This is a genomic window from Psychrilyobacter atlanticus DSM 19335, from assembly GCF_000426625.1.
Taxonomy (GTDB): Bacteria; Fusobacteriota; Fusobacteriia; order Fusobacteriales; family Fusobacteriaceae; genus Psychrilyobacter; species Psychrilyobacter atlanticus.
This window is the reverse complement of the sequence record NZ_KE384547.1, coordinates 170,986-191,882: the sequence shown is the minus strand read 5'-3', so window position 1 is coordinate 191,882 and position 20,897 is coordinate 170,986. Positions and strand designations below refer to the sequence as shown.

The following is a 20,897-nucleotide window of genomic DNA, read 5'->3' as shown; positions in this document are numbered from 1 at the left end:
TGTATATATTTAAAAGGTACAGATAAATTCTGTACCTTTTTAAATTTAATTTGCAGGAATTATTAATTCTTCCCCAACTCTTATTATATTTGCATCTTTTATATTTTTATTCTCTTTTAAAATTTCAGGAACTTTAAGATCAAATTTGTTTGCTATTGCTCCTAAAGTATCTCCAGTTTTTACTGTATACGATGCAACTTCTTCTGCAACAACATAATCCTTTAAATTAATAGATTTAACATTAACTGTTCTTCCATCAGCTGATCTAGGAATAACTATCTTCCCCTCTCTGATCATCTCATAGATAGCATCTCTTTCTGGATAATCTAATTTAACACCAATTATTTCCCAGTTATTATGTACAATAGGATCTAATTTTCCATTTTTTTCTTCCTTTGTATATTTGATGATTAAATCTCTTATTCTTCCTGCATCCTGCATAGTTTCATAAGAATCATAATATTTATCTTCAGGTTTTACCCATCCGTTCTTAGTTAATGTACCAAATCTATAGTTGTTTACTGCTACCTTATAGATCTTAGCTGGATCGATAGCTTCACCATTGATCGTTGGATCGACTACTCTATTCCCTGCGTCTTTAGATAAGTCAACTTTATAGTTTACCCCTGCAAACATATCATAGTTATATCCTCTTACATCTTCATTAAATGAGATAGTTACATCTCCTTCATTCCAAGTATTGTAATATGACATAGACCATTCCATAAATTTAAGTAAATTTTCACCAGTCATATTTACTCCAACTAAAGTATTTGCATATTTATAGATATTAGCCACATCTTTATTATGGAAATTTCCTGCTTTTAAGTTAGCTTCTGCCTTAAAGAATGCCGCTGATGATACATCTGCTCCTGCATATTTTAACTGCACATCATTTATTAGATCTATTACAGCATTTGGCTGTAATTGAGCTGTAGGCATAGTAGTTACCTTGTCTTCACCAGTTATGAAATCTGGTCTAGTTATAAACGTTTCACTAACCTCTCCAATTACTGTATTTGCTACAGATTTTGCTTGATCATCTACATATTTAAATTCGTCTAATATTTTTTGATCTGCTTCAATTGTCTTAGTTTGAATGTTTTCTACATCTATCCCTTTAACAACCCATTTACCCTCTTCTTTCTTTACATGGATATCAGCTTTAGAAACTGCCCAACCTGCAAATCCAGGTTCTACAATTGGAGTATTATTTATATTTTCAACATATTTAGCATGCTCATGTCCACCAAATATAACATCAAATTCAGGTACTTTATTAGCTAGATCATAGATTCCAGCTCCACCATATTCATCTTCTCTTCCCATATGGAAAGATCCAACTAAGATATCATATTGACCATCTAATTCTTTTACAGTTTCTTGGACAGATTCCAATATTTCATTGAACTCCAACCCTTTAAAATGACTAGGAGAAGATGATTCCCACATAGGTACATATGGAGGGATAACTCCTATTACAGCCACTCTAGCTCCATTTACATTAAAAATTTGATATGGATTTACATAGTTCGATCCATCTTTTTTATTTTTAATGTTAGCTGAAAGAACAGTTCCATTAAAATTAGATATATTTCTTTCTATAAATTCCTTTTCAAAGTTAAACTCATGATTTCCTAAAGTCCAAATGTCATAACCTATGCTATTCATAGCTTCTACCATAGGATGTACCTCAAGGTCATTAAATAATTCAGATGAGTTATCTTGAACCGTATCTCCATCATCCATCAATATCATATTTGGGTTTTCTGCTCTTAAAGAGTTAACAACAGTCGATACTTTTGCTAAACCTGCATCGTCATCCTTACCATCTATTGCATAATCATAAGGATAAATTCTACCGTGTACATCTGAAGTTGCTGCTACTCTAATAGTTTGTTCAGCTACCTCTTCCTCACCCTTAACTATAACTTCATGGGTTACTACCCTCTCAGTTATTTCCATTTTTACCGGTTCTTTCTTTTCTACCGATACATCATTTGAATTACAAGCCATAAAAATACTTGTTATCAGTGTTGCCATTAAAAACTTTTTCATCTTTCCCTCCTTGTTTTTCTATATTAAAATTTTATTCCATAATTAATTCTTTTCTCTTTTAAAAAATAATCCACCTTTTTTCCTTATTAGGTAGACAGAAATACTGGCTGTTATAGGAACTGTCAAAACTATTCCTATACTTCCAGATAAAGCCTGGATAAGTTCTATTGCTATCACTGGCATATTTATAAATTGTTTAGTATTCATCTGAAATCCCCATATCATAAGCATGAGATTCAGTGAACTTCCAGTAAATGCCAAAATTAATGTATTGGTCATAGTCCCCATTATATCTTTTCCTATATCCATAAGTGACATAAAGAGATCATCTAGGTGAATATCCGGGTTTCTTTTACATAGCTCATTACATGATGATGCAATTGACATAGCCACATCATTGATAGCCCCTAAAGATGCTATCAATATAGAGGTAAACATAAGACCGTTTATCTTCACATGATAATCTGCAGCCAGATATAAAATTTGTTCACCTTTTTCCATATGGATTCCTGTCAATTTAGCTAAATTTCCAAAAATGTAGGAGATTATTCCAGAGATCATCACCCCTGCAATAGTTCCAAGTATAGCCGAATAAGTTTTTCTATTAAAATCACCTATCAACAAAAATGTTACTACTGTTATTATTGAACATAATAATATTGCCCAGGGGATGGGATTACCACCTCGAAATATTATAGGTATGAGAATGAATATTATAACTACTCCTGTAAACACAAGGGACAATATTGATTTGATTCCGCTTAAACGTCCAAAAACAATTAAACTCAAGCAAAATAAGCCAATCAACACATAAATATACCGATCCATCTTATAGTTATAGAACCATACATGTTCCTTTCCGTCTTTCTCTCTAACTGTGAATATAGCTTTCATTCCTGGTTTAGCAAATATATTATGTCTGTTACTCAATACATTTATCACACTATATACCTGATCTTTATGGAGTCCTTCTAATATTTTAACCTCTATCTTTTGTTTCCCAACATATCTTCCAGGGATCAATGGATCTGGATTTATAGTTTCTTCCTTTATGGATAAAACTTCCCCATCTACAAATTCGTAGTTAAAATATTTCTGCACTCCGAAATTCTTATTTACTGCCAGCGATGTATAAATTATCCCTATAATAGATATAATTACCATAACTATCAATATTTTTTTATGCTTCGTCATCCTAAAATCATCCTTTTTTTGTCATTTAAAAACATTTTTTTATTTTTTCACATTGTATTTAAGTATAAACTAAGCTACTACTTTTTTCAAGTTTTATAAAAAATAAAATAACAAAAAAAGCCATCAAAATTAATTGATGGCTCCGATATTTATATAAATTATGGTGCGCCACACAGGGTTTGAACCTGTGACAACTCGATTAAAAGTCGAGTGCTGTACCAGCTGAGCTAGTGGCGCATGTTTTTACAAAAAATAAAAAAGACTTGGCAAGTTCCTATCCTCCCAAGGGGCTGCCCCCTAAGTACTTTCGGCGTTTACGGACTTAACTTCTGGGTTCGGAATGTGACCAGGTGTACCCCCGTAGCTTTTCTTACCAAGCTTACTTTCTTATTGAATATTGTTAAACATTCAAAACTATATAATAATGTTTTTTAAATTAACTCTTTTCTTCTAAATCAATTTTACTTTAGGTAAAGTGTTCGTCATATTAGTATTGGTCAGCTAAAGACTTCACAGCCCTTACACCCCCAACCTATCAACCTCCTAGTCTCGAAGGTGACTTATCAATGATAGAATACTTATCTCTGAGTTGGCTTCCCGCTTAGATGCTTTCAGCGGTTATCCATTCCAAACGTGACTACCCAGCTATGCCATTGGCATGACAACTGGTACATTAGAGGTTTGTCCATCCCGGTCCTCTCGTACTAAGGACAGATCTCATCAATATTCTTACGCCTACAGTGGATAGGGACCGAACTGTCTCACGACGTTCTGAACCCAGCTCACGTACCGCTTTAATGGGCGAACAGCCCAACCCTTGGGACCTTCTCCAGCCCCAGGATGCGATGAGCCGACATCGAGGTGCCAAACTTTGCCGTCGATATGGACTCTCGGGCAAAATCAGCCTGTTATCCCCGGGGTAGCTTTTATCCGTTGAGCGATGGCCCTTCCATTCGGAACCACCGGATCACTATGTCCTGCTTTCGCACCTGCTCGATGTGTCTATCTCACAGTCAAGCTCCCTTATGCCATTGCACTCTTCGGTTGATTTCCATCCAACCTGAGGGAACCTTTGAACGCCTCCGTTACTCTTTCGGAGGCGACCGCCCCAGTCAAACTACCCACCTAGCACTGTCTCCATGATTACACATCACAGATTAGAATCAAAATGTTATATGGTTGGTATTCCACCAGCGACTCATATGCAGCTAGCGCCACACATTCACAGTCTCCCAACTATCCTATACACATAACATCTCAACCCAATACCAAGCTATAGTAAAGCTCCACGGGGTCTTTCCGTCCTACTGTAGGTAACCGGTATCTTCACCGGTAGTACAATTTCACCAGGCCTCCCGCCAAGACAGCATTCGAGTCATTACACCATTCGTGCAGGTCGGAACTTACCCGACAAGGAATTTCGCTACCTTAGGACCGTTATAGTTACGGCCGCCGTTCACCGGGGCTTCAATTTGAGTCGCTAAACCCTCCTCTTAACCTTCCGGCACTGGGCAGGTGTCAGCCCATATACATCGCCTTTCAGCTTAGCATAGACCTGTGTTTTTGCTAAACAGTTGCTCGAATCTCTTCACTGCGGCCATCAAAAGCTCAAGAACGCGTGTTTCTATCACCTTTAATGGCACCCCTTCTCCCGAAGTTACGGGGCCATTTTGCAGAGTTCCTTAGCGAGAGTTAGCCTGTACGCCTTAGATTTCTCATCCTAACCACCTGTGTCGGTTTACGGTACGGGCACTATAATTCTCAATAGAAGCTTTTCTCGGCAGCGTGGGATTTGTACCTTCGTGTTCATTACAAACACTCCGCATCACACCTCAGATCTAAAACCGTGGATTTTCCTGCGGTTCCATCCTACATGCTTACACAGACATATCCAACAGTCTGCGCACATACCCTTCTGCGTCCCTCCATCTCTCAAACAAATTATAGTGGCGCAGTAATATTAAACTGCTTTCCATTCGCCTACGCAATCTAGCCTCGGCTTAGGTCCCGGCTTACCCAGAGAAGACAAGCTTTACTCTGGAAACCTTGGTTTTCCGGCGAGAGGGATTCTCACCCTCTTTCTCGCTACTCATTCCTGCATTCTCACTTCCGATACCTCCAGATTGGGTTACCCCTTATCCTTCAACGGCCTACGGAACGCTCTCCTACCAGTCTACACATAGTGTATACTCCACAACTTCGGTTTATATCTTAGCCCCGTTACATTGTCGGCGCAGAGACTCTCGACCAGTGAGCTATTACGCACTCTTTAAATGTATGGCTGCTTCTAAGCCAACATCCTGGTTGTTTCAGAATCTCCACCTCCTTTCCCACTTAGATATAATTTGGGACCTTAGTTGGTGGTCTGGGCTGTTTCCCTTTTGACCATGGATCTTAGTACCCATAGTCTCACTCCTGATCTCTTGAAATATGGTATTCGGAGTTTGATTGATTTCGCTAAGCAATATGCCCGCTAGACCATTCAGTGCTCTACCCCCATATTTAAACAATCAAGGCTGCACCTAAATGCATTTCGGAGAGAACGAGCTATCTCCTGGTTCGATTGGCTTTTCACCCCTATACCTACCTCATCCCCCGGCTTTTCAACGACGGTGGGTTCAGACCTCCACTGTGTCTTACCACAGCTTCATCTTGGACAGGCATAGATCACCAGGTTTCGCGTCTACAACCAACGACTAATTCGCCCTATTCAGACTCGGTTTCCCTTCGGCTCCGTTATACTTAACCTCGCCATTGATCGTAACTCGCAGGATCATTCTCCAAAAGGCACGCCATCACACGCCCGAAGGCTCTGCTCTGACCGCTTGTAAGCACACGGTTTCAGGTTCTATTTCACTCCCCTCCCGGGGTTCTTTTCACCTTTCCCTCACGGTACTATTCACTATCGGTTAGTAAGAGTATTTAGCCTTACGAGATATGGTCCTCGCTGATTCACACAGGGTTTCTCGTGTCCCGTGCTACTTGGGATTACAGTGACTTGCTAACATAAGTTCCCTATACAGGACTATCACCTTCTACGGTTGAACTTTCCAGTTCATTCTAGTACCTCTGTTAGTCAAGCGCAGACTTTGCAGATCTGCTACTCTGTATCCCACTACCCCCAACAAGCAACGCCTGCATGCTATCACACTTGTTCGGTTTGGGCTCTTCCCCGTTCGCTCGCCGCTACTTAGGGAATCGTTTTTACTTTCTCTTCCTCGGATTACTTAGATGTTTCAGTTCATCCGGTTCCCGTTTCCACACTAGTTCTTCAAACTAGTAGGTTTACCCATTCGGAAATCTAAGACTATTACGCTCAATTGCAGCTTGTCTTAGCTTATCGCAGCTTATCACGTCCTTCATCGGCTCTTACTACCAAGGCATTCTCCGTGCGCCCTTAATTTCTTAACCTATTATTAAAATAGAATTTTAATATTTTTTGCTTAATTTGTTTTTAGAATTTTTGAAATCTAATTTACGTTCAGTTATTTCTAACTCTTCGTTAATTATCGTTATGCTCTCACATAACTTGAAGATCTAATAAAATTGTTAATTTATTATTTCATTACTATATAGTTTTCAATGTCCAACTGGTATTTTCTCTCAAAAAAGAGAACATTACCAAATAAATAGAGAAAGAGACGCGTAAATATTCTTTATATAGATCAGTAAACTGATCTCATAAAGTGCTCCTTAGAAAGGAGGTGATCCATCCGCACCTTCCGGTACGGATACCTTGTTACGACTTCACCCCAATCGCTAATCACACCTTAGGAACATCCCTCCATAAATGGTTAGGCCTGCTACTTTAGGTGCAACCAACTCTCGTGGTGTGACGGGCGGTGTGTACAAGACCCGAGAACGTATTCACCGCGACATTGCTGATTCGCGATTACTAGCGATTCCAACTTCACGCAGTCGAGTTGCAGACTGCGATCCGAACTAAGATTGGCTTTCTGAGATTTGCTCCACCTCGCGGTATTGCTGCTCTCTGTACCAACCATTGTAGCACGTGTGTAGCCCAGCACATAAGGGGCATGATGACTTGACGTCATCCCCACCTTCCTCCTGCTCGTCGCAGGCAGTCTCGCATGAGTCCCCAACTTAATGATGGTAACATACGATAGGGGTTGCGCTCGTTGCGGGACTTAACCCAACATCTCACGACACGAGCTGACGACAGCCATGCACCACCTGTATCAACGTTCCACCGAAGCGGCACCAAGTCATCTCTGACGAGTTCGTTGTATGTCAAGTGCTGGTAAGGTTCCTCGCGTTGCGTCGAATTAAACCACATGCTCCACCGCTTGTGCGGGTCCCCGTCAATTCCTTTGAGTTTCACACTTGCGTGCGTACTCCCCAGGCGGTTCACTTATCGCGTTAGCTTCGGCACAGAGGTTCGACCCCCTACACCCAGTGAACATCGTTTACGGCGTGGACTACCAGGGTATCTAATCCTGTTCGCTCCCCACGCTTTCGAGCTTTAGCGTCAGTATCTGTCCAGTGAGCTGTCTTCACTATCGGCATTCCTACAAATATCTACGAATTTCACCTCTACACTTGTAGTTCCGCCCACCTCTCCAGTACTCTAGCCTGCCAGTTTCAAACGCAATACGGAGTTGAGCCCCGCATTTTCACATCTGACTTAACAAGCCGCCTAGACTCGCTTTACGCCCAATAATTCCGGATAACGCTTGCGACATACGTATTACCGCGGCTGCTGGCACGTATTTAGCCGTCGCTTCTTCTGGTGGTACCGTCACTTTCTTCTTCCCACCTGAAAGCACTTTACAATCCGAAGACCTTCATCGTGCACACAGAATTGCTGGATCAGACTTTTGGTCCATTGTCCAATATTCCCCACTGCTGCCTCCCGTAGGAGTAAGGGCCGTGTCTCAGTCCCCTTGTGGCCGTTCACCCTCTCAGGCCGGCTATCCATCGTCGGCTTGGTAGGCCATTACCCTACCAACTACCTAATGGAACGCAAAGTTCTCCTTCAGCGCATATAGCTTTCATAAGTCCTTGATGCCAAGGTCTCATAATATCCGGTATTAGCTAACCTTTCGATTAGTTGTCCCAGTCTGAAGGGCAAATTCTTTACGCGTTACTCACCCGTCCGCCACCGTACTATCTTCCGAAGAAGAATTCCAGTCGACTTGCATGTGTTAAGCATTCTGTCAGCGTTCATCCTGAGCCAGGATCAAACTCTACATTCAAATTTATATCCTAACTTCATAAATGAAGTTTAGCTATCTATTAAAAGATAATTATTTTTATAGTGGTTCATTCCACTGTACACCTTAATCGATTGTTTAAAACAAAGTTTTAAACGACAATTGAGTTTTTAATTTACACTTTCTTTCTCTATTTAATTGCTAATGTCCTTTAGTCGGCTTCAAAGATGTTTCTCTGATGCACAAGAAGAAGTATACCGCGTTTACAGCTTTTCGTCAAGGATTATTTTGTTTTTTTATTGTATTTTTCCAAAACAATTACTAAAACGTGGATAAAACACCAACCACACCTCTACAACAACCTATTTTATTGATCTACAACCGATAAAACGCATGTGTTATCAACTTTGAAAATTATTAAAAAATTTTTAAGACCATTTCCATTCTAAATATAGTCCTACACTATTTTAGTAGTAACAAAAGGTTTTAATACTTTTTTTCTTAATAGTGAAGATTTAAAAGATAATTAAATTGATTTTAAATATCAATTTTAAAATCTAGAAAAACGTAACTCTAATCCCCCCCTAAACAAAGAAATTATTAAGTCATAACGATATATCTATAAAAAGTATTATTATATATACAATACTTAATTTAAACTTTTAGAAAATTGTGCCAAGACTTTTAATTAAAGATCAACTCCAAACCTTTTTCTCTATAATTATAATAAAAGGATTTAAGGAGAATACAAAATAATATTAAAACTGGATAAAACACCATGACTCGAATCATTAAAACAACCCCCCCCTCATCTTTCACCTTCATATCAACACTATCTTGTTTTCCAATTTTATAAATATCTTTCACAAATGATCTCTATAATAATTCAGATTATAATATTGTTAATTGATCGTTGATTAATTTCATAATATAGTTTTTCTAAACAGTGACGGATTATAAATATGCTACTTCAGCTTCTATAACTAAATCAAAACCGATTAATAATCTTAAATATATATATAATAATACACTTCTCGTAATCCACTCTTTTTATTTATACACTACCAAACAAAACACTTTATTTAATTCTAACAAACCTTAACATATTTCTATTCTAATATTTATTTAATACATTATTAACATCATAAGTAATTTTTTTCGAGTTTCATAAAAGTTTAAAGTTGTATATTTTTTTAAAATTCTAAATATTCTTCCTATAATAGATCTACAAAATCAACGTGAATCAACAAAAAATTAATTTATATCTGAGATTAAACTAATATTAAAAATTAAGCGACCTTCCTTTGTTTAAAATAAATTTATAAAATTGTTATCAAAAGTAAAATCTAAAATTGTGTCTCCACGCCATGTTAATTGCGGTTGCATATATATAGTAAATAAAACTAATCGCGATTAGTATGTTTTTTGTAAAATTTACTAATCGCGATTAATAAAAAATGAAAAAATAAAATAAAATGTTGACAAAACACGATAAATGTAATAAATTAGTACTAGATAAAACAATTGAATACAAAATCGGACGAAGGTATGTGGAGAGACTCTAGAAAATTAGAGCACCGAAGAAGTAAAACTTTCAGGTTTTCACTCATGAGTGAATAAGTACACCTACTGGACGAACCTCTGGAGAGACTTTTAAATAAGTCACCGAAGGAGCAAACCTAATTTAGGCGAATCTCTCAGGTAAAAGGACAGTGGAAATATAAAAAAACATGAAAAGTTTATTTTTTTATTTTAACCAATTCTTAATTCAGAGGTCATACAATAGTATGACCTTTTTTGATGTTTCACTCTTTTTCAAACAAAACTTAAATATTATAAATTCTATAAAATTATGATCCCTCAGTTGACTCTAGAAGGCTTTCATTTTTTCAATCTAGCTTTTATAAATTTGTAAAAAACTAAATAATAAAAACTACTAATGTAATGGTCTATCAAAAAAAAATAACCTATCAAACTTAAACATTATCTCTAATGTAAAAGTTCAATAGATTATGATTAACTATGCCTGTATCATACTTTTTGATTCTTTCTTGTCTTTAATTGCAAGGAAGAGTGTCGACATTATAAATCCACCAGCTATACCACCGATCATCGCAAAGAACATAGCTAACGCAACAGTTCCAGCTGGATTAAATGCAAATGGAGTGAGTAAACCAGGAATAGGAGATGCAGTTCCAGGAGCATCAGCAATAATATTAAAATATGCAGCAGATAAACCTGCAAGAGCTCCACCAACAAAACTGGAACTGAATATAGGAACTGGGTTAGCTGTAACTATATCCGCTTGTGTGAGAGGTTCTAACATCATTGAGATAGCTTTACTTTTACTTCCTAATTTAAGTCTGTAGAATGTTATACCGTTTGCAAAACAACCACCGAAACAAGCCACACACGCTATTCCCATAGGTAGTCCTGTTAAACCTAAGATAGCTGTAAGAGCCATGGAACTTAGAGGAGCTGTACAAATAACCTTAATAAGCCCTCCTAAAAGAAGTCCCATAAGTATTGGAGATTGATTTGAAGCGTTTAATATCATTTCTCCTAATTGATTAAGAGTAATAGTAACAACAGGTGAAACTGCTTCTGCGATAAATCTTCCTAGAGGAGCTAAAACAAGTACGCCGACAATAACGTCTACTCCTTCAGGTAAGTGTTTTTCTATAAGTGGAACTAAGAACGAAAGGGCATATCCTACGATAAATCCTTCTAAAATTCCCATTCCAGAAAGTGCGAGACCAGTAGCAAGAGCAAACACAGGATTAATACCAAGAGCTAACATAACCAAACTTCCTGATGCTACACCTCCTAGACCACCTACGATGTTACCTACATTACCTAAAAAAGCAATACCAAGCATATTTCCTGAAATAAATTTGTGTAAAGCTTCGACTAAAAAAGTAGCGACTGCAGCATTTGCTAAACCACTCATGGCTTTTTGACCATTTGGTGCTTTAAGACTGAACGCTGAAAAACATGATAGTGCCAATAATAGTAGTGCCATTCCTTTTAACATTTCCATTGTATAAATTCCCCCTAAAAAACATTGAACGATATTTGTGAAAAAAATCACTATAATCCGAATAATTCACACATAAATAAAATAATTCTTATTAAACCTTGGTTTTGAGCCATTTGATTATTTAAATAATTGTGAATCTTATAATTTATAACCTTTTAATGGACGTTTGTCAATTAAATTCTAATCTTTTTTCCAAAACAATGTATTTAAAGCAACTGTTTTGTTTCGTTTCAAAACTCATTTTCAAAAAAAATCTCAAAAAATAAAAAAAATTAATTTCTAACAACATTTTAGTTATTAACCATCTCGAATCTCTTGTTAAATAAGGGAATGAAAAAAATTAGAATAACATAATATGTGTTTATATACAAAACAAAAAGTAAAAATATTAACTTTAGTGGTTGACTTTTTTTTATAAAAGGAGTATAACTAAATTGGAAATAGACAAGACGCTGGTGTGCTTACCGATATTAAAATCGAGTTTCAATATTAAGTTATTGTAGGTGGGTTCGATTCCCTCATAATTCCATCAAATAAGTATCAATATAATCAAAATAAATAAAAATTAAAAAGTATCTATATCTATTGAATACTTTTTATTTTTTTGGAAAAAAATGTGAAAAAGAGAACAACTACTCTTGTTTAGGAGGGAAAAATGAAATTTAGAATAATAACTAACAATCCTTCGGTTAACTTAAAATATAAGGATCTTTACCCTATGGATTACCATGAAGATGCTACCTTTTTAGAAATAATGGAATTCACAAGATCAAAAGTTCATATTGGTCACGAAATTTTAACCCATCCATTGACAGGGAGTATCAAACCTGGGGAAACACCTTTTAAATCAATAATAATATCTGAAGAAGCTACTAAGTTAAACTTTGATTCTTTGAAACTTATCGAAGATGCTATAATAACTACTAAAAAATTTGTCTTAAGAAGAGGATGGACAGACAAAATTATAGGTGACTTCAAATTAATCGATTGCGATATCATTACTAGTGGTGTCGAAAGTATAACTCAAAATAATTAAATAAAATATATATATATTAGGAGGGTACAATGTCAAAAATATACGACCTTATAGTAATAGGTGCAGGACCAGCAGGATTATCTGCAGCTCTATATGCAGGAAGATCAAAATTATCTACATTAGTATTGGAAAAAAGTAAAACTGGAGGACAGATTGTTATAACTCATGAAGTAGCAAACTATCCTGGATCTGTAAGAGAAGCTACAGGACCATCTCTAATCGCTAGAATGGTAGAGCAAGTTACAGAATTCGGTGCAGAGATCAAAGCTGACGATGTAATAGATGTAGATTTTTCTGGAGACATCAAAATAGTTAAAGGTGACAAAGAAGAGTATAAAGCTAAGTCAGTTATTATAGCAACTGGAGCTACACCTAGAAAGATGGGTTGTCCTGGAGAAGCTGAATTTACTGGTAAGGGAGTTTCATATTGTGCTACATGTGACGCTGACTTCTTTGAAGATTTCGAAGTATTCGTAATCGGTGGAGGAGACACAGCTGTTGAAGAAGCAATGTATCTAACTAAATTTGCTAGAAAAGTAACTATAGTACATAGAAGAGATGAATTAAGAGCAGCTAAATCTATTCAAGAAAAGGCGTTTAAAAATGACAAGTTAGCATTTATGTGGGATTCAACAGTTGAAGAATTAAAAGGTGACGGAATATTAGAAACAGCAGTATTCAGAAACTTAAAAACTGGAGAATTAACAGAGTACAAAGCAGATGAAGAAGATGGAACATTTGGATTATTCGCATTTGTTGGTTATGTACCACATTCAGATACATTCAAAGGTCATATAGAAATGGATGACTGGGGATATATCAAAACTGACGATGAAATGAGAACAAATGTAGAAGGAGTATTTGCAGCAGGAGATATTAGACCTAAAGCACTTAGACAAGTAGTAACAGCTACTGCTGATGGAGCAATCGCAGCAACGTTAGCTGAAAAATATATGGAAGAAAAATTTTAAGGAGGATCAATTTATGTTAATCGTAGATAAGGGAACATTCGAAGAAGAAGTACTAAATGCAGAAGGTTATGTATTAGTAGACTATTATAGTGATGGGTGTGTACCATGCCAAGCATTATTACCTGAATTAGAAGTAATAGCTGAAAAAAATGCTGATAAAGCTAAATTCGTAAAATTAAACACAAGTAAAGCAAGAAGAATGGCAATAAAGCAAAAAGTATTAGGATTACCTACAATCACTTTATATAAAGGTGGAGAAAAAGTAGCAGAATTAACAAAAGACGATGCAACAGCAAAAAACATTGAAAATATGTTAGCTGAAAACATCAAGTAGATATTTTGGCAATAATCAAAGTTTATTTTATAATAATTTAAGGGGGTGTGATATTTGCGTTTAGAATTAGGAGAAATTAATATTTCAGATATAAAATTTGCAGATGTCTCAAAAGTAGAAAACGGTGTTTTACATGTAAATGCGGAAGAAATTAAGGCAATTGTTTTAGAGGATGACAGAATCATTGACGTTAAACTTGAATTAGCAAAGCCTGGAGAAAGTGTTAGAATTACACCTGTTAAAGATGTAATTGAGCCTAGAGTAAAAGTTGGAGGAAAAGCTGGTATTTTCCCTGGAATTATCTCAAATGTAAAAACTGTTGGAGAAGGTAGAACTCATGTACTAAAAGGGTCTGCAGTAGTAACTTGTGGTAAAATTGTTGGATTCCAAGAAGGAATCATCGACATGACTGGTGTTGCAGCAGATTACAGTCCTTTCTCAAAGTTAAATAACTTATGTATGGTTATTGAAGCTAAAGAAGGAATCGAGTCACATGCTTATGAAGCAGCTGCTAGAATGGCTGGATTAAAAATCGCTGCACACTTAGGTAAATTAGGAGAAAACGTTACTCCTGATAATATCGAAGTATTCGAAACTAAACCTTTATTAGAGCAAGCTAACGAGTACCCTGAGTTACCAAAAGTAGCTTATGTATACATGTTACAAACTCAAGGTCTTTTACATGATACTTATGTATATGGTGTAGATGCTAAGAAAATAGTACCAACTATCTTATATCCAACTGAAGTTATGGACGGAGCTATCTTAAGTGGAAACTGTGTATCAGCTTGTGACAAAAATACAAGTTACCATCACTTAAATAACCCAATCATCAAAAACTTATACAAGCAGCATGGAAAAGAAATCAACTTCATGGGAATCATCATAACTAACGAAAACGTATACTTAGCAGATAAAGAAAGATCATCTGACTGGACAGCTAAATTTACTAAATACTTAGGATTAGATGGTGTAGTAATCTCTCAAGAAGGATTCGGAAACCCTGATACTGACTTAATCATGAACTGTAAGAAAGTAGAAGCTCAAGGTGTTAAAACAGTTATCGTTACTGACGAGTATGCTGGTAGAGATGGATCATCTCAATCATTAGCAGATGCAGACGTAGCAGCTAACGCAGTAATAACTGGTGGAAACGCTAACCAAATGATAACTTTAGCTCCAATGGACAAAGTTATCGGAATGTTAGACTACACTGATACATTATCAGGTGGATTTGACGGTTCATTAAAAGCTGACGGAACTATCGAAGCTGAGATCCAAATAATCACTGGTGCAACAAACGAATTAGGATTCAACAAATTAACAGCTAAAATGTACTAGTTTTAATTAATAAAACTTCTATAAGAATAGCGTTTAAAAAATAAATAAAACAATTAGGAGGCATCACATGTTTAATTATGAAAATAAAAAATTGATCATCGTCGGAGATAGAGACGGTGTACCTGGAGAAGCTATAAAGGAGTGCGCTGAGACAATGGCAAACGTAGAAGTAATATTTGCTTCTACAGAATGCTTTGTCTGAACGGCTGCTGGAGCAATGGATTTAGAGAATCAAAAAAGAATTAAAGATTTCGCAACTGAATATGGACCAGAAAACTTAGTAGTTATATTAGGAGCAGCAGAGGCAGAGGCATCTGGCTTAGCTGCAGAAACAGTAACAATGGGAGACCCTACATTCTCAGGAGTACTAGCTAACGAAGCGTTAGGATTAACAGTATTCCACGTATTAGAAGATCAATTCAAAGGTGCTGTAGATGCAGACAAATTTGAAGAGCAAGTAGGAATGATGGAAATGGTATTAGAAGTAGAAGAAATCGTAGAAGAAATGAACGAAATCAGAGGAGAAGGTTGTAAATACCTTTAATTTCTCGCAAAACTTGTAATAACTGAACCAACAATAGCAATAAAAAAATAACTAAAAAACTAAGAGATCATATTCAGAAACCGTGTCCTTATGCAAGGCACACACCAAATCTTTAATCAAAATAATTCTCAGAAAAAATCCATTGAACATATGGCTCAGGTGAGCCTATATAATAGAAACAAATTTAATAAAATCAATTATCAAAAATTTATAATATAAACTAGGGATTTAATAATCCCTAGTAATACAATATCGATGCAAGATAGTCTTAATTACGGGGGATTTGAATGAATAAAATAAAAGTAGTTCACTATATAAATCAATTCTTCGCCGGAATTGGTGGAGAAGAAAAAGCTGATATCAAACCTGAATTCAGAAATGAAATTGTAGGTCCTGGTTCAGCTCTTATGCAACAATTTGGTGAAGAAGCAGAAATCGTAGGAACAGTAATTTGTGGAGATTCTTATTTAAATGAGAATGTAGAAGAAGCTACAAAAGAAATATTAGAAATGGTAAAAGCTGCAAAGCCTGACTTATTTATCGCAGGACCTGCTTTCAACGCAGGAAGATACGGAGTAGCTTGTGGAACTATCGCAAAAGCTGTAAAAGAGGAATTAGGAATTCCTGTAGTTACTGCTATGTACATTGAGAACCCTGGTGTAGATATGTACAGAAAAGATCTTCATATTGTTTCTACAACTAACTCAGCAGCAGGAATGAGAAAGGCTATAAAGCCATTAGCAGCTCTTGCTTTAAAGTTAGGTAAGAAAGAAGTTATTGGATCTCCAGCTGAAGAAGGATACCATGTAAGAGGAGTAAGACAGAATTACTTCGCTGAAAAGGTCGGTGCTGAAAGAGCAGTAGATATGTTAGTAAATAAATTAAAAGGTGAGGAATTTGTAACTGAATATCCAATGCCATTATTTGATAATGTTGAACCTGGAAAGGCAATCAAAGACTTATCAACTGCTAAAATAGCATTAGTTACTTCTGGTGGAATGGTTCCTTCTGGAAACCCTGATAGAATTGAAGCTTCATCAGCTCAAAAATATGGTAGATATGAATTAGAAAACATGGGAGAAACTGCTCATGGAGGATTCGACCCTACATATGCTAACGACGATCCAAACGTAGTAGTTCCTACAGATGCTTTAAGACAATTTGAAGCTGAAGGAGTAATCGGATCTATCCATCCTTACTACTATTCTACAACAGGAAACGGAACTTCAGTAAAGAACTCTAAAGCGTTCGCAGCTGAATTCACAAAAGAACTAGTTGCTGCAGGAGTAGACGGAGTAATCCTAACTTCTACATGAGGAACTTGTACTCGTTGCGGTGCAACGATGGTAAAAGAAATAGAAAAAAGTGGAATACCTGTAGTACATATTTGTACTGTAGTTCCTATCTCTCTAACAGTAGGAGCTAACAGAATAGTTCCTGCAATAGCAATTCCACATCCATTTGGAGACCCTGCATTATGTGCGGAAGACCAATTGAAAATAAGAAAAGACATAGTTAAAACAGCTTTAGCTTCTTTAACTACTGAAGTTACTGAACAAACAGTATTCCAAGTTAAATAATTAAACTTAAATAAGGGGAAGAGTTATTGTCTCTTTCCCTTATTTTTTAATAGCAATATAAATATATAATAAAAATCGGAGGAATAAAAGATGAATTTTGCAGTTTTAAAAGGAGCAGCATATTGTTTAGTGCATACTCCAGACATGATCTTACACAATGGAACTACACAAACAGTTGAAAAACATACTAACCCGGATTCTGAATATTTAAAAAATATCAGAAACAGTTATAGAACTTATGAAGAAGTAGTAAACTACGGACCTAACCAAACTTACATTGGAAATATGACTCCTGAAAAATTAAAAGAAGTTGGAATGCCATTCGTAGGTAAAAATATTGAAGGTTCTTCAAACAAAGGTAAATTCGGAGAGATCTTAGCTCAAAAAGAATTTATCGTAATGGTTAAATTAGCTGACGTTTTCGACTTAGTATTATTAGAAACAGCATTCTTAGCTGACGCAGTAGAAGCATATAGAAACTATGAGTTCTATTCTGAAGCTGACGAAGCTCAATTAAGCAAAGGTCATGATTTCTCTGTAATCGAAGCTTTAGTAAATGAAGAGGGAGCAGAAGGATTATACCATGAAGATAAATTAGTTGGATGTGTTAAGAGAGCTCATGATGTAGACTCTAACTTAAGTTCACATGTAATATTTGAAAACTTAGTTGTAAAAGCATCTGGAATCTTAGCATTTAAAAACTTAATTGCAAGAAACAACATCGATCCTACAACTATCGACTATGTAATCGAATGTTCAGAAGAAGCTTGTGGAGATATGAACCAAAGAGGTGGAGGAAACTTCGCTAAAGCTATCGCAGAAGCATCTGGAGCAGTAAATGCAACTGGATCAGACCTTAGAGGATTCTGTGCAGCACCTACTCATTCATTAATAAACGCAGCATCATTAGTAAAAGCTGGAACGTACAAGAACGTTGTAGTAGTTGCAGGTGGAGCTACAGCAAAATTAGGAATGAACGGTAAAGACCATGTTAAAAAAGACTTACCTATCTTAGAGGATACATTAGGAGCATTTGCTATCTTAATCTCTGAAAATGACGGAGTTAGTCCAGTAATCAATACTGATTTCGTAGGTAGACATACTGTAGGAACAGGATCTTCACCTCAAGCAGTTATCTCATCATTAGTAATCGAGCCATTAGAAAGAGCTGGATTAAAAATCACAGATGTAGATAAGTACTCAGTAGAGATGCAAAACCCAGATGTTACAAAACCAGCAGGAGCAGGAGATGTACCTGAAGGAAACTACAAGATGATCGGAGCTTGTGGAGTTAAGAAAGGACATATCGAAAAGAAAGCTATGAAAGATTTCGTTGTAAATAACGGAATGGTTGGATGGGCACCTACACAAGGTCATATCCCTTCAGGAGTACCTTACTTAGGATTTGCTATGGATGAATTAACTACAGGTGAGTTAAACAGAGTAATGGTAGTAGGAAAAGGATCATTATTCTTAGGAAGAATGACTAACTTATTCGATGGTGTATCTATCATGGTAGAGAGAAACACAGGTGTTACAGAGGAAGCAGGAAAAGTTTCTAAAGATGAAATCAATACAATGATTGCAGAAGCTATGAAAAACTTTGCCTCTCAATTCTTAGGTTAAGGGGGTTAGTTATATGTCTTTAGATATTAAAAAAATGATAGGTGAAAGCTTTTTAGATATAGCCAATGCCATGGAAACAGGGTCATTTGGAAAGAAAATCTGTGTAGGAATAACTACAATTGGTAGTGAGCACGGAGTAGAAAACATCGTTAAAGGTGCTGAAAAAGCAGCTTTAAGTGGTGACTTTGATGTAGTTTTAATCGGACCTAAAGTAGAGACAGCTTTAAGAGTTGTAGAAGCTAATACAGAAGCAGAAGCGCATAAAAGAATGGAAGAATTAATCGACGCAAAAGAGATCAATTCAGCTGTAACTATGCACTACAGTTTCCCAATAGGAACTTCTACAATAGGTAGAGTAGTAACACCTGCTTTTGGAAACGATATGTTAATAGGAACTACAACAGGAACATCAGCTACTAACAGAACAGAAGCTATGTTTAAGAACTCACTTTATGGAATAGCAACAGCTAAAGCAATTGGAATAGCTAATCCTACTGTTGGAATCTTAAATGTAGACAGCTCAAGAGCTGTAGAAAGATCTCTTAGAAAATTAGCTGACAATGGTTACGCAATTAACTTTGGTGAATCTAGAAGAGCAGATGGTGGAACAATCATGAGAGGAAATGACCTTTTAATGGGATCATCAGATGTAATGGTAACTGATAGTTTAACAGGAAATATTCTTATGAAGATGTTTTCTTCTTACTCAACAGGTGGATCTTATGAAGCAAACGGATATGGATATGGTCCAGGAGTATCATTTGATATGAAGAGAACTATATTAATCTTATCTAGAGCATCAGGAGTACCTGTAGTAGAAGGAGCAATAAAATATGCTGCACTATTAGGAAAAAATGATCTTGCTGCAATCGTAAGCAAAGAATATGAGATGATAAAAAAAGCAGGATATGAAGATATCTTAGCTAGTTTTGTTGAAGCACCTAAAAAACCAGTAGAAGAATTTGTAAAACCAGAAAAAGAAGTAGTAACAGCGCAAGTATCAGGAATAGATATTATGGACTTAGATGATGCAGCATTAGAACTTATGAGAAATGGGATCTATGCAGAAGCAGGAATGGGTTGTACAGGACCAATCATCTTAGTTAATGATGCTAACAAAGAGAAAGCAATTGTTATCTTAGGAGAAAATGAATATATCGCAGTAGAAAAAACTAGCTGCTAATATTTAATCTCAGTGAAATGAACTGCAACTATTAGACCAGTGTTTAACCTAAAAAGGAGTCATCAATTTATTGATGGCTTCTTTTTAAGTTATAAATCCGTAATCATCAAAGTTCCTTCAGTGTATGCAACAGTGTTCGCGTTCTATTTCTTTCTTTTAAATCCTTTGAACACGGATCTCTATCGAGATACACTAAAAAGCTCTAGTTTTCACAGATAAAATATTTTATTTTTTGTTAAAATCTCAACCTGAATTTATAGCAGCTATACTATTCCTACAATAACGATTGTGGCTTACTCTACTAAAACAACATATAAACTTCTAGCACTTTTTGGATACTTTTTTTTACTCGCATTTTCATTTTTTGGTTTCTCTTAAAAAAAGAAACAGAAGTAGTAATAATCAGATTTTTCTTTTTATTGCAGATTACACATATTTCCTAAGATTCTAATCGAAATTTATAATCCTCCTACTTAAAATACTAAGGGTTGAAACTTTATTTTTGATAGTATACATAAAAAAAGAGCCATCAATATTAGTTGATGACTCCTTCAGCTTTTTGAATTTCTTCAAAAAATAAAAAAGACTTGGCAAGTTCCTATCCTCCCAAGGGGCTGCCCCCTAAGTACTTTCGGCGTTTACGGACTTAACTTCTGGGTTCGGAATGTGACCAGGTGTACCCCCGTAGCTTTTCTTACCAAGCTTACTTTCTTATTGAATATTGTTATCGCAAAACCCTTGATTTATTAAATAAATCTTAGTGTTTTGGTGATGACCTTTACGGTTAAACATTCAAAACTATATAATAATGTTTTT

Annotated in this window: 11 protein-coding genes, 2 tRNA genes, 4 rRNA genes and 1 riboswitch; of the genes, 9 read left to right on the top strand and 8 right to left on the bottom strand. The window is 36.0% G+C overall.

Going from position 1 to position 20,897, the window contains the following annotated elements; genetic code table 11:
* Window positions 1-45: 45 nt before the first annotated feature.
* From K337_RS17420 to K337_RS0101320, 7 genes are all read right to left on the bottom strand, one after another.
* Window positions 46-2,058 carry a 5'-nucleotidase C-terminal domain-containing protein gene (locus K337_RS17420; RefSeq protein WP_169712873.1) on the bottom strand — a complete coding sequence of 671 codons (2,013 nt, stop codon included), beginning with the start codon at window positions 2,056-2,058 and terminating at the stop codon, window positions 46-48.
* A gap of 42 nt (window positions 2,059-2,100) precedes the next feature.
* Entirely contained in the window at window positions 2,101-3,252 is a 1,152-nt protein-coding gene (locus K337_RS0101350) for a YibE/F family protein (protein WP_028854992.1), read from the bottom strand.
* Between the two features lie 161 nt (window positions 3,253-3,413).
* Window positions 3,414-3,489: transfer RNA gene (locus tag K337_RS0101345), tRNA-Lys, on the bottom strand.
* A gap of 24 nt (window positions 3,490-3,513) precedes the next feature.
* A 5S ribosomal RNA gene (gene rrf, locus K337_RS0101340) occupies window positions 3,514-3,630 on the bottom strand.
* Window positions 3,631-3,719: 89 nt separating this feature from the next.
* Window positions 3,720-6,663, bottom strand: a 23S ribosomal RNA gene (locus K337_RS0101335).
* A 286-nt stretch (window positions 6,664-6,949) separates the two neighbouring features.
* Window positions 6,950-8,468 (bottom strand): 16S ribosomal RNA (locus K337_RS0101330).
* Together the 16S, 23S and 5S rRNA genes with 1 tRNA gene alongside form the textbook arrangement of a ribosomal RNA operon.
* A 1,589-nt stretch (window positions 8,469-10,057) precedes the next feature.
* Window positions 10,058-10,149: riboswitch (glycine riboswitch) on the top strand.
* Window positions 10,150-10,446: 297 nt separating this feature from the next.
* Window positions 10,447-11,466, bottom strand: coding sequence for a PTS sugar transporter subunit IIC (locus K337_RS0101320; RefSeq protein WP_028854990.1), 1,020 nt, complete (start codon window positions 11,464-11,466; stop codon window positions 10,447-10,449).
* A gap of 436 nt (window positions 11,467-11,902) precedes the next feature.
* On the opposite strand from K337_RS0101320, the gene K337_RS19715 reads away from it, so the two are divergent.
* The 9 genes from K337_RS19715 (at window position 11,903) to grdD (ending at window position 20,081) form a co-directional block, all read left to right on the top strand.
* Window positions 11,903-11,995 (top strand) — tRNA-OTHER (locus K337_RS19715).
* A 126-nt stretch (window positions 11,996-12,121) separates the two neighbouring features.
* Window positions 12,122-12,502 carry a GrdX family protein gene (locus tag K337_RS0101315; RefSeq protein ID WP_028854989.1) on the top strand — a complete coding sequence of 127 codons (381 nt, stop codon included), beginning with the start codon at window positions 12,122-12,124 and terminating at the stop codon, window positions 12,500-12,502.
* A 29-nt stretch (window positions 12,503-12,531) separates the two neighbouring features.
* Window positions 12,532-13,473 carry a thioredoxin-disulfide reductase gene (gene trxB, locus K337_RS0101310; RefSeq protein WP_028854988.1) on the top strand — a complete coding sequence of 314 codons (942 nt, stop codon included), beginning with the start codon at window positions 12,532-12,534 and terminating at the stop codon, window positions 13,471-13,473.
* 13 nt (window positions 13,474-13,486) lie between these two features.
* Window positions 13,487-13,807: a thioredoxin TrxA gene (gene trxA / locus K337_RS0101305; protein ID WP_028854987.1), complete on the top strand. Its 321-nt coding sequence runs from the start codon at window positions 13,487-13,489 to the stop codon at window positions 13,805-13,807.
* A 54-nt stretch (window positions 13,808-13,861) separates the two neighbouring features.
* Entirely contained in the window at window positions 13,862-15,148 is a 1,287-nt protein-coding gene (locus tag K337_RS0101300) for a glycine/sarcosine/betaine reductase component B subunit (protein WP_028854986.1), read from the top strand.
* Between the two features lie 67 nt (window positions 15,149-15,215).
* Window positions 15,216-15,692: a glycine/sarcosine/betaine reductase complex selenoprotein A gene (gene grdA, locus K337_RS0101290; protein ID WP_084140756.1), complete on the top strand. Its 477-nt coding sequence runs from the start codon at window positions 15,216-15,218 to the stop codon at window positions 15,690-15,692.
* Between the two features lie 287 nt (window positions 15,693-15,979).
* Window positions 15,980-17,272, top strand: a complete 1,293-nt coding sequence (gene grdB, locus K337_RS0101285; RefSeq protein ID WP_084140755.1) for a glycine reductase complex selenoprotein B — start codon at window positions 15,980-15,982, stop codon at window positions 17,270-17,272.
* Window positions 17,273-17,362: 90 nt separating this feature from the next.
* Window positions 17,363-18,898: a glycine/sarcosine/betaine reductase complex component C subunit beta gene (grdC, locus tag K337_RS0101275; protein ID WP_028854982.1), complete on the top strand. Its 1,536-nt coding sequence runs from the start codon at window positions 17,363-17,365 to the stop codon at window positions 18,896-18,898.
* Window positions 18,899-18,911: 13 nt separating this feature from the next.
* The gene (gene grdD / locus K337_RS0101270; protein ID WP_028854981.1) at window positions 18,912-20,081 is read left to right on the top strand and encodes a glycine/sarcosine/betaine reductase complex component C subunit alpha; all 1,170 of its coding nucleotides are present in this window, start codon (window positions 18,912-18,914) and stop codon (window positions 20,079-20,081) included.
* Between the two features lie 585 nt (window positions 20,082-20,666).
* Here grdD and rrf (K337_RS0101265) read toward each other — a convergent pair.
* A 5S ribosomal RNA gene (gene rrf, locus K337_RS0101265) occupies window positions 20,667-20,783 on the bottom strand.
* Between the last annotated feature and the right edge of the window lie 114 nt (window positions 20,784-20,897).

Bases quoted from the DNA above. Each gene is read 5' to 3' on its own strand.
- K337_RS17420 (WP_169712873.1), bottom strand. From the start codon at position 2,058: ATGAAAAAGTTTTTAATGGCAACACTGATAACAAGTATTTTTATGGCT.
- trxA (WP_028854987.1), top strand. From the start codon at position 13,487: ATGTTAATCGTAGATAAGGGAACATTCGAAGAAGAAGTACTAAATGCA.
- grdC (WP_028854982.1), top strand. From the start codon at position 17,363: ATGAATTTTGCAGTTTTAAAAGGAGCAGCATATTGTTTAGTGCATACT.
- K337_RS0101320 (WP_028854990.1), bottom strand. From the start codon at position 11,466: ATGGAAATGTTAAAAGGAATGGCACTACTATTATTGGCACTATCATGT.
- trxB (WP_028854988.1), top strand. From the start codon at position 12,532: ATGTCAAAAATATACGACCTTATAGTAATAGGTGCAGGACCAGCAGGA.
- grdD (WP_028854981.1), top strand. From the start codon at position 18,912: ATGTCTTTAGATATTAAAAAAATGATAGGTGAAAGCTTTTTAGATATA.
- K337_RS0101315 (WP_028854989.1), top strand. From the start codon at position 12,122: ATGAAATTTAGAATAATAACTAACAATCCTTCGGTTAACTTAAAATAT.
- K337_RS0101350 (WP_028854992.1), bottom strand. From the start codon at position 3,252: ATGACGAAGCATAAAAAAATATTGATAGTTATGGTAATTATATCTATT.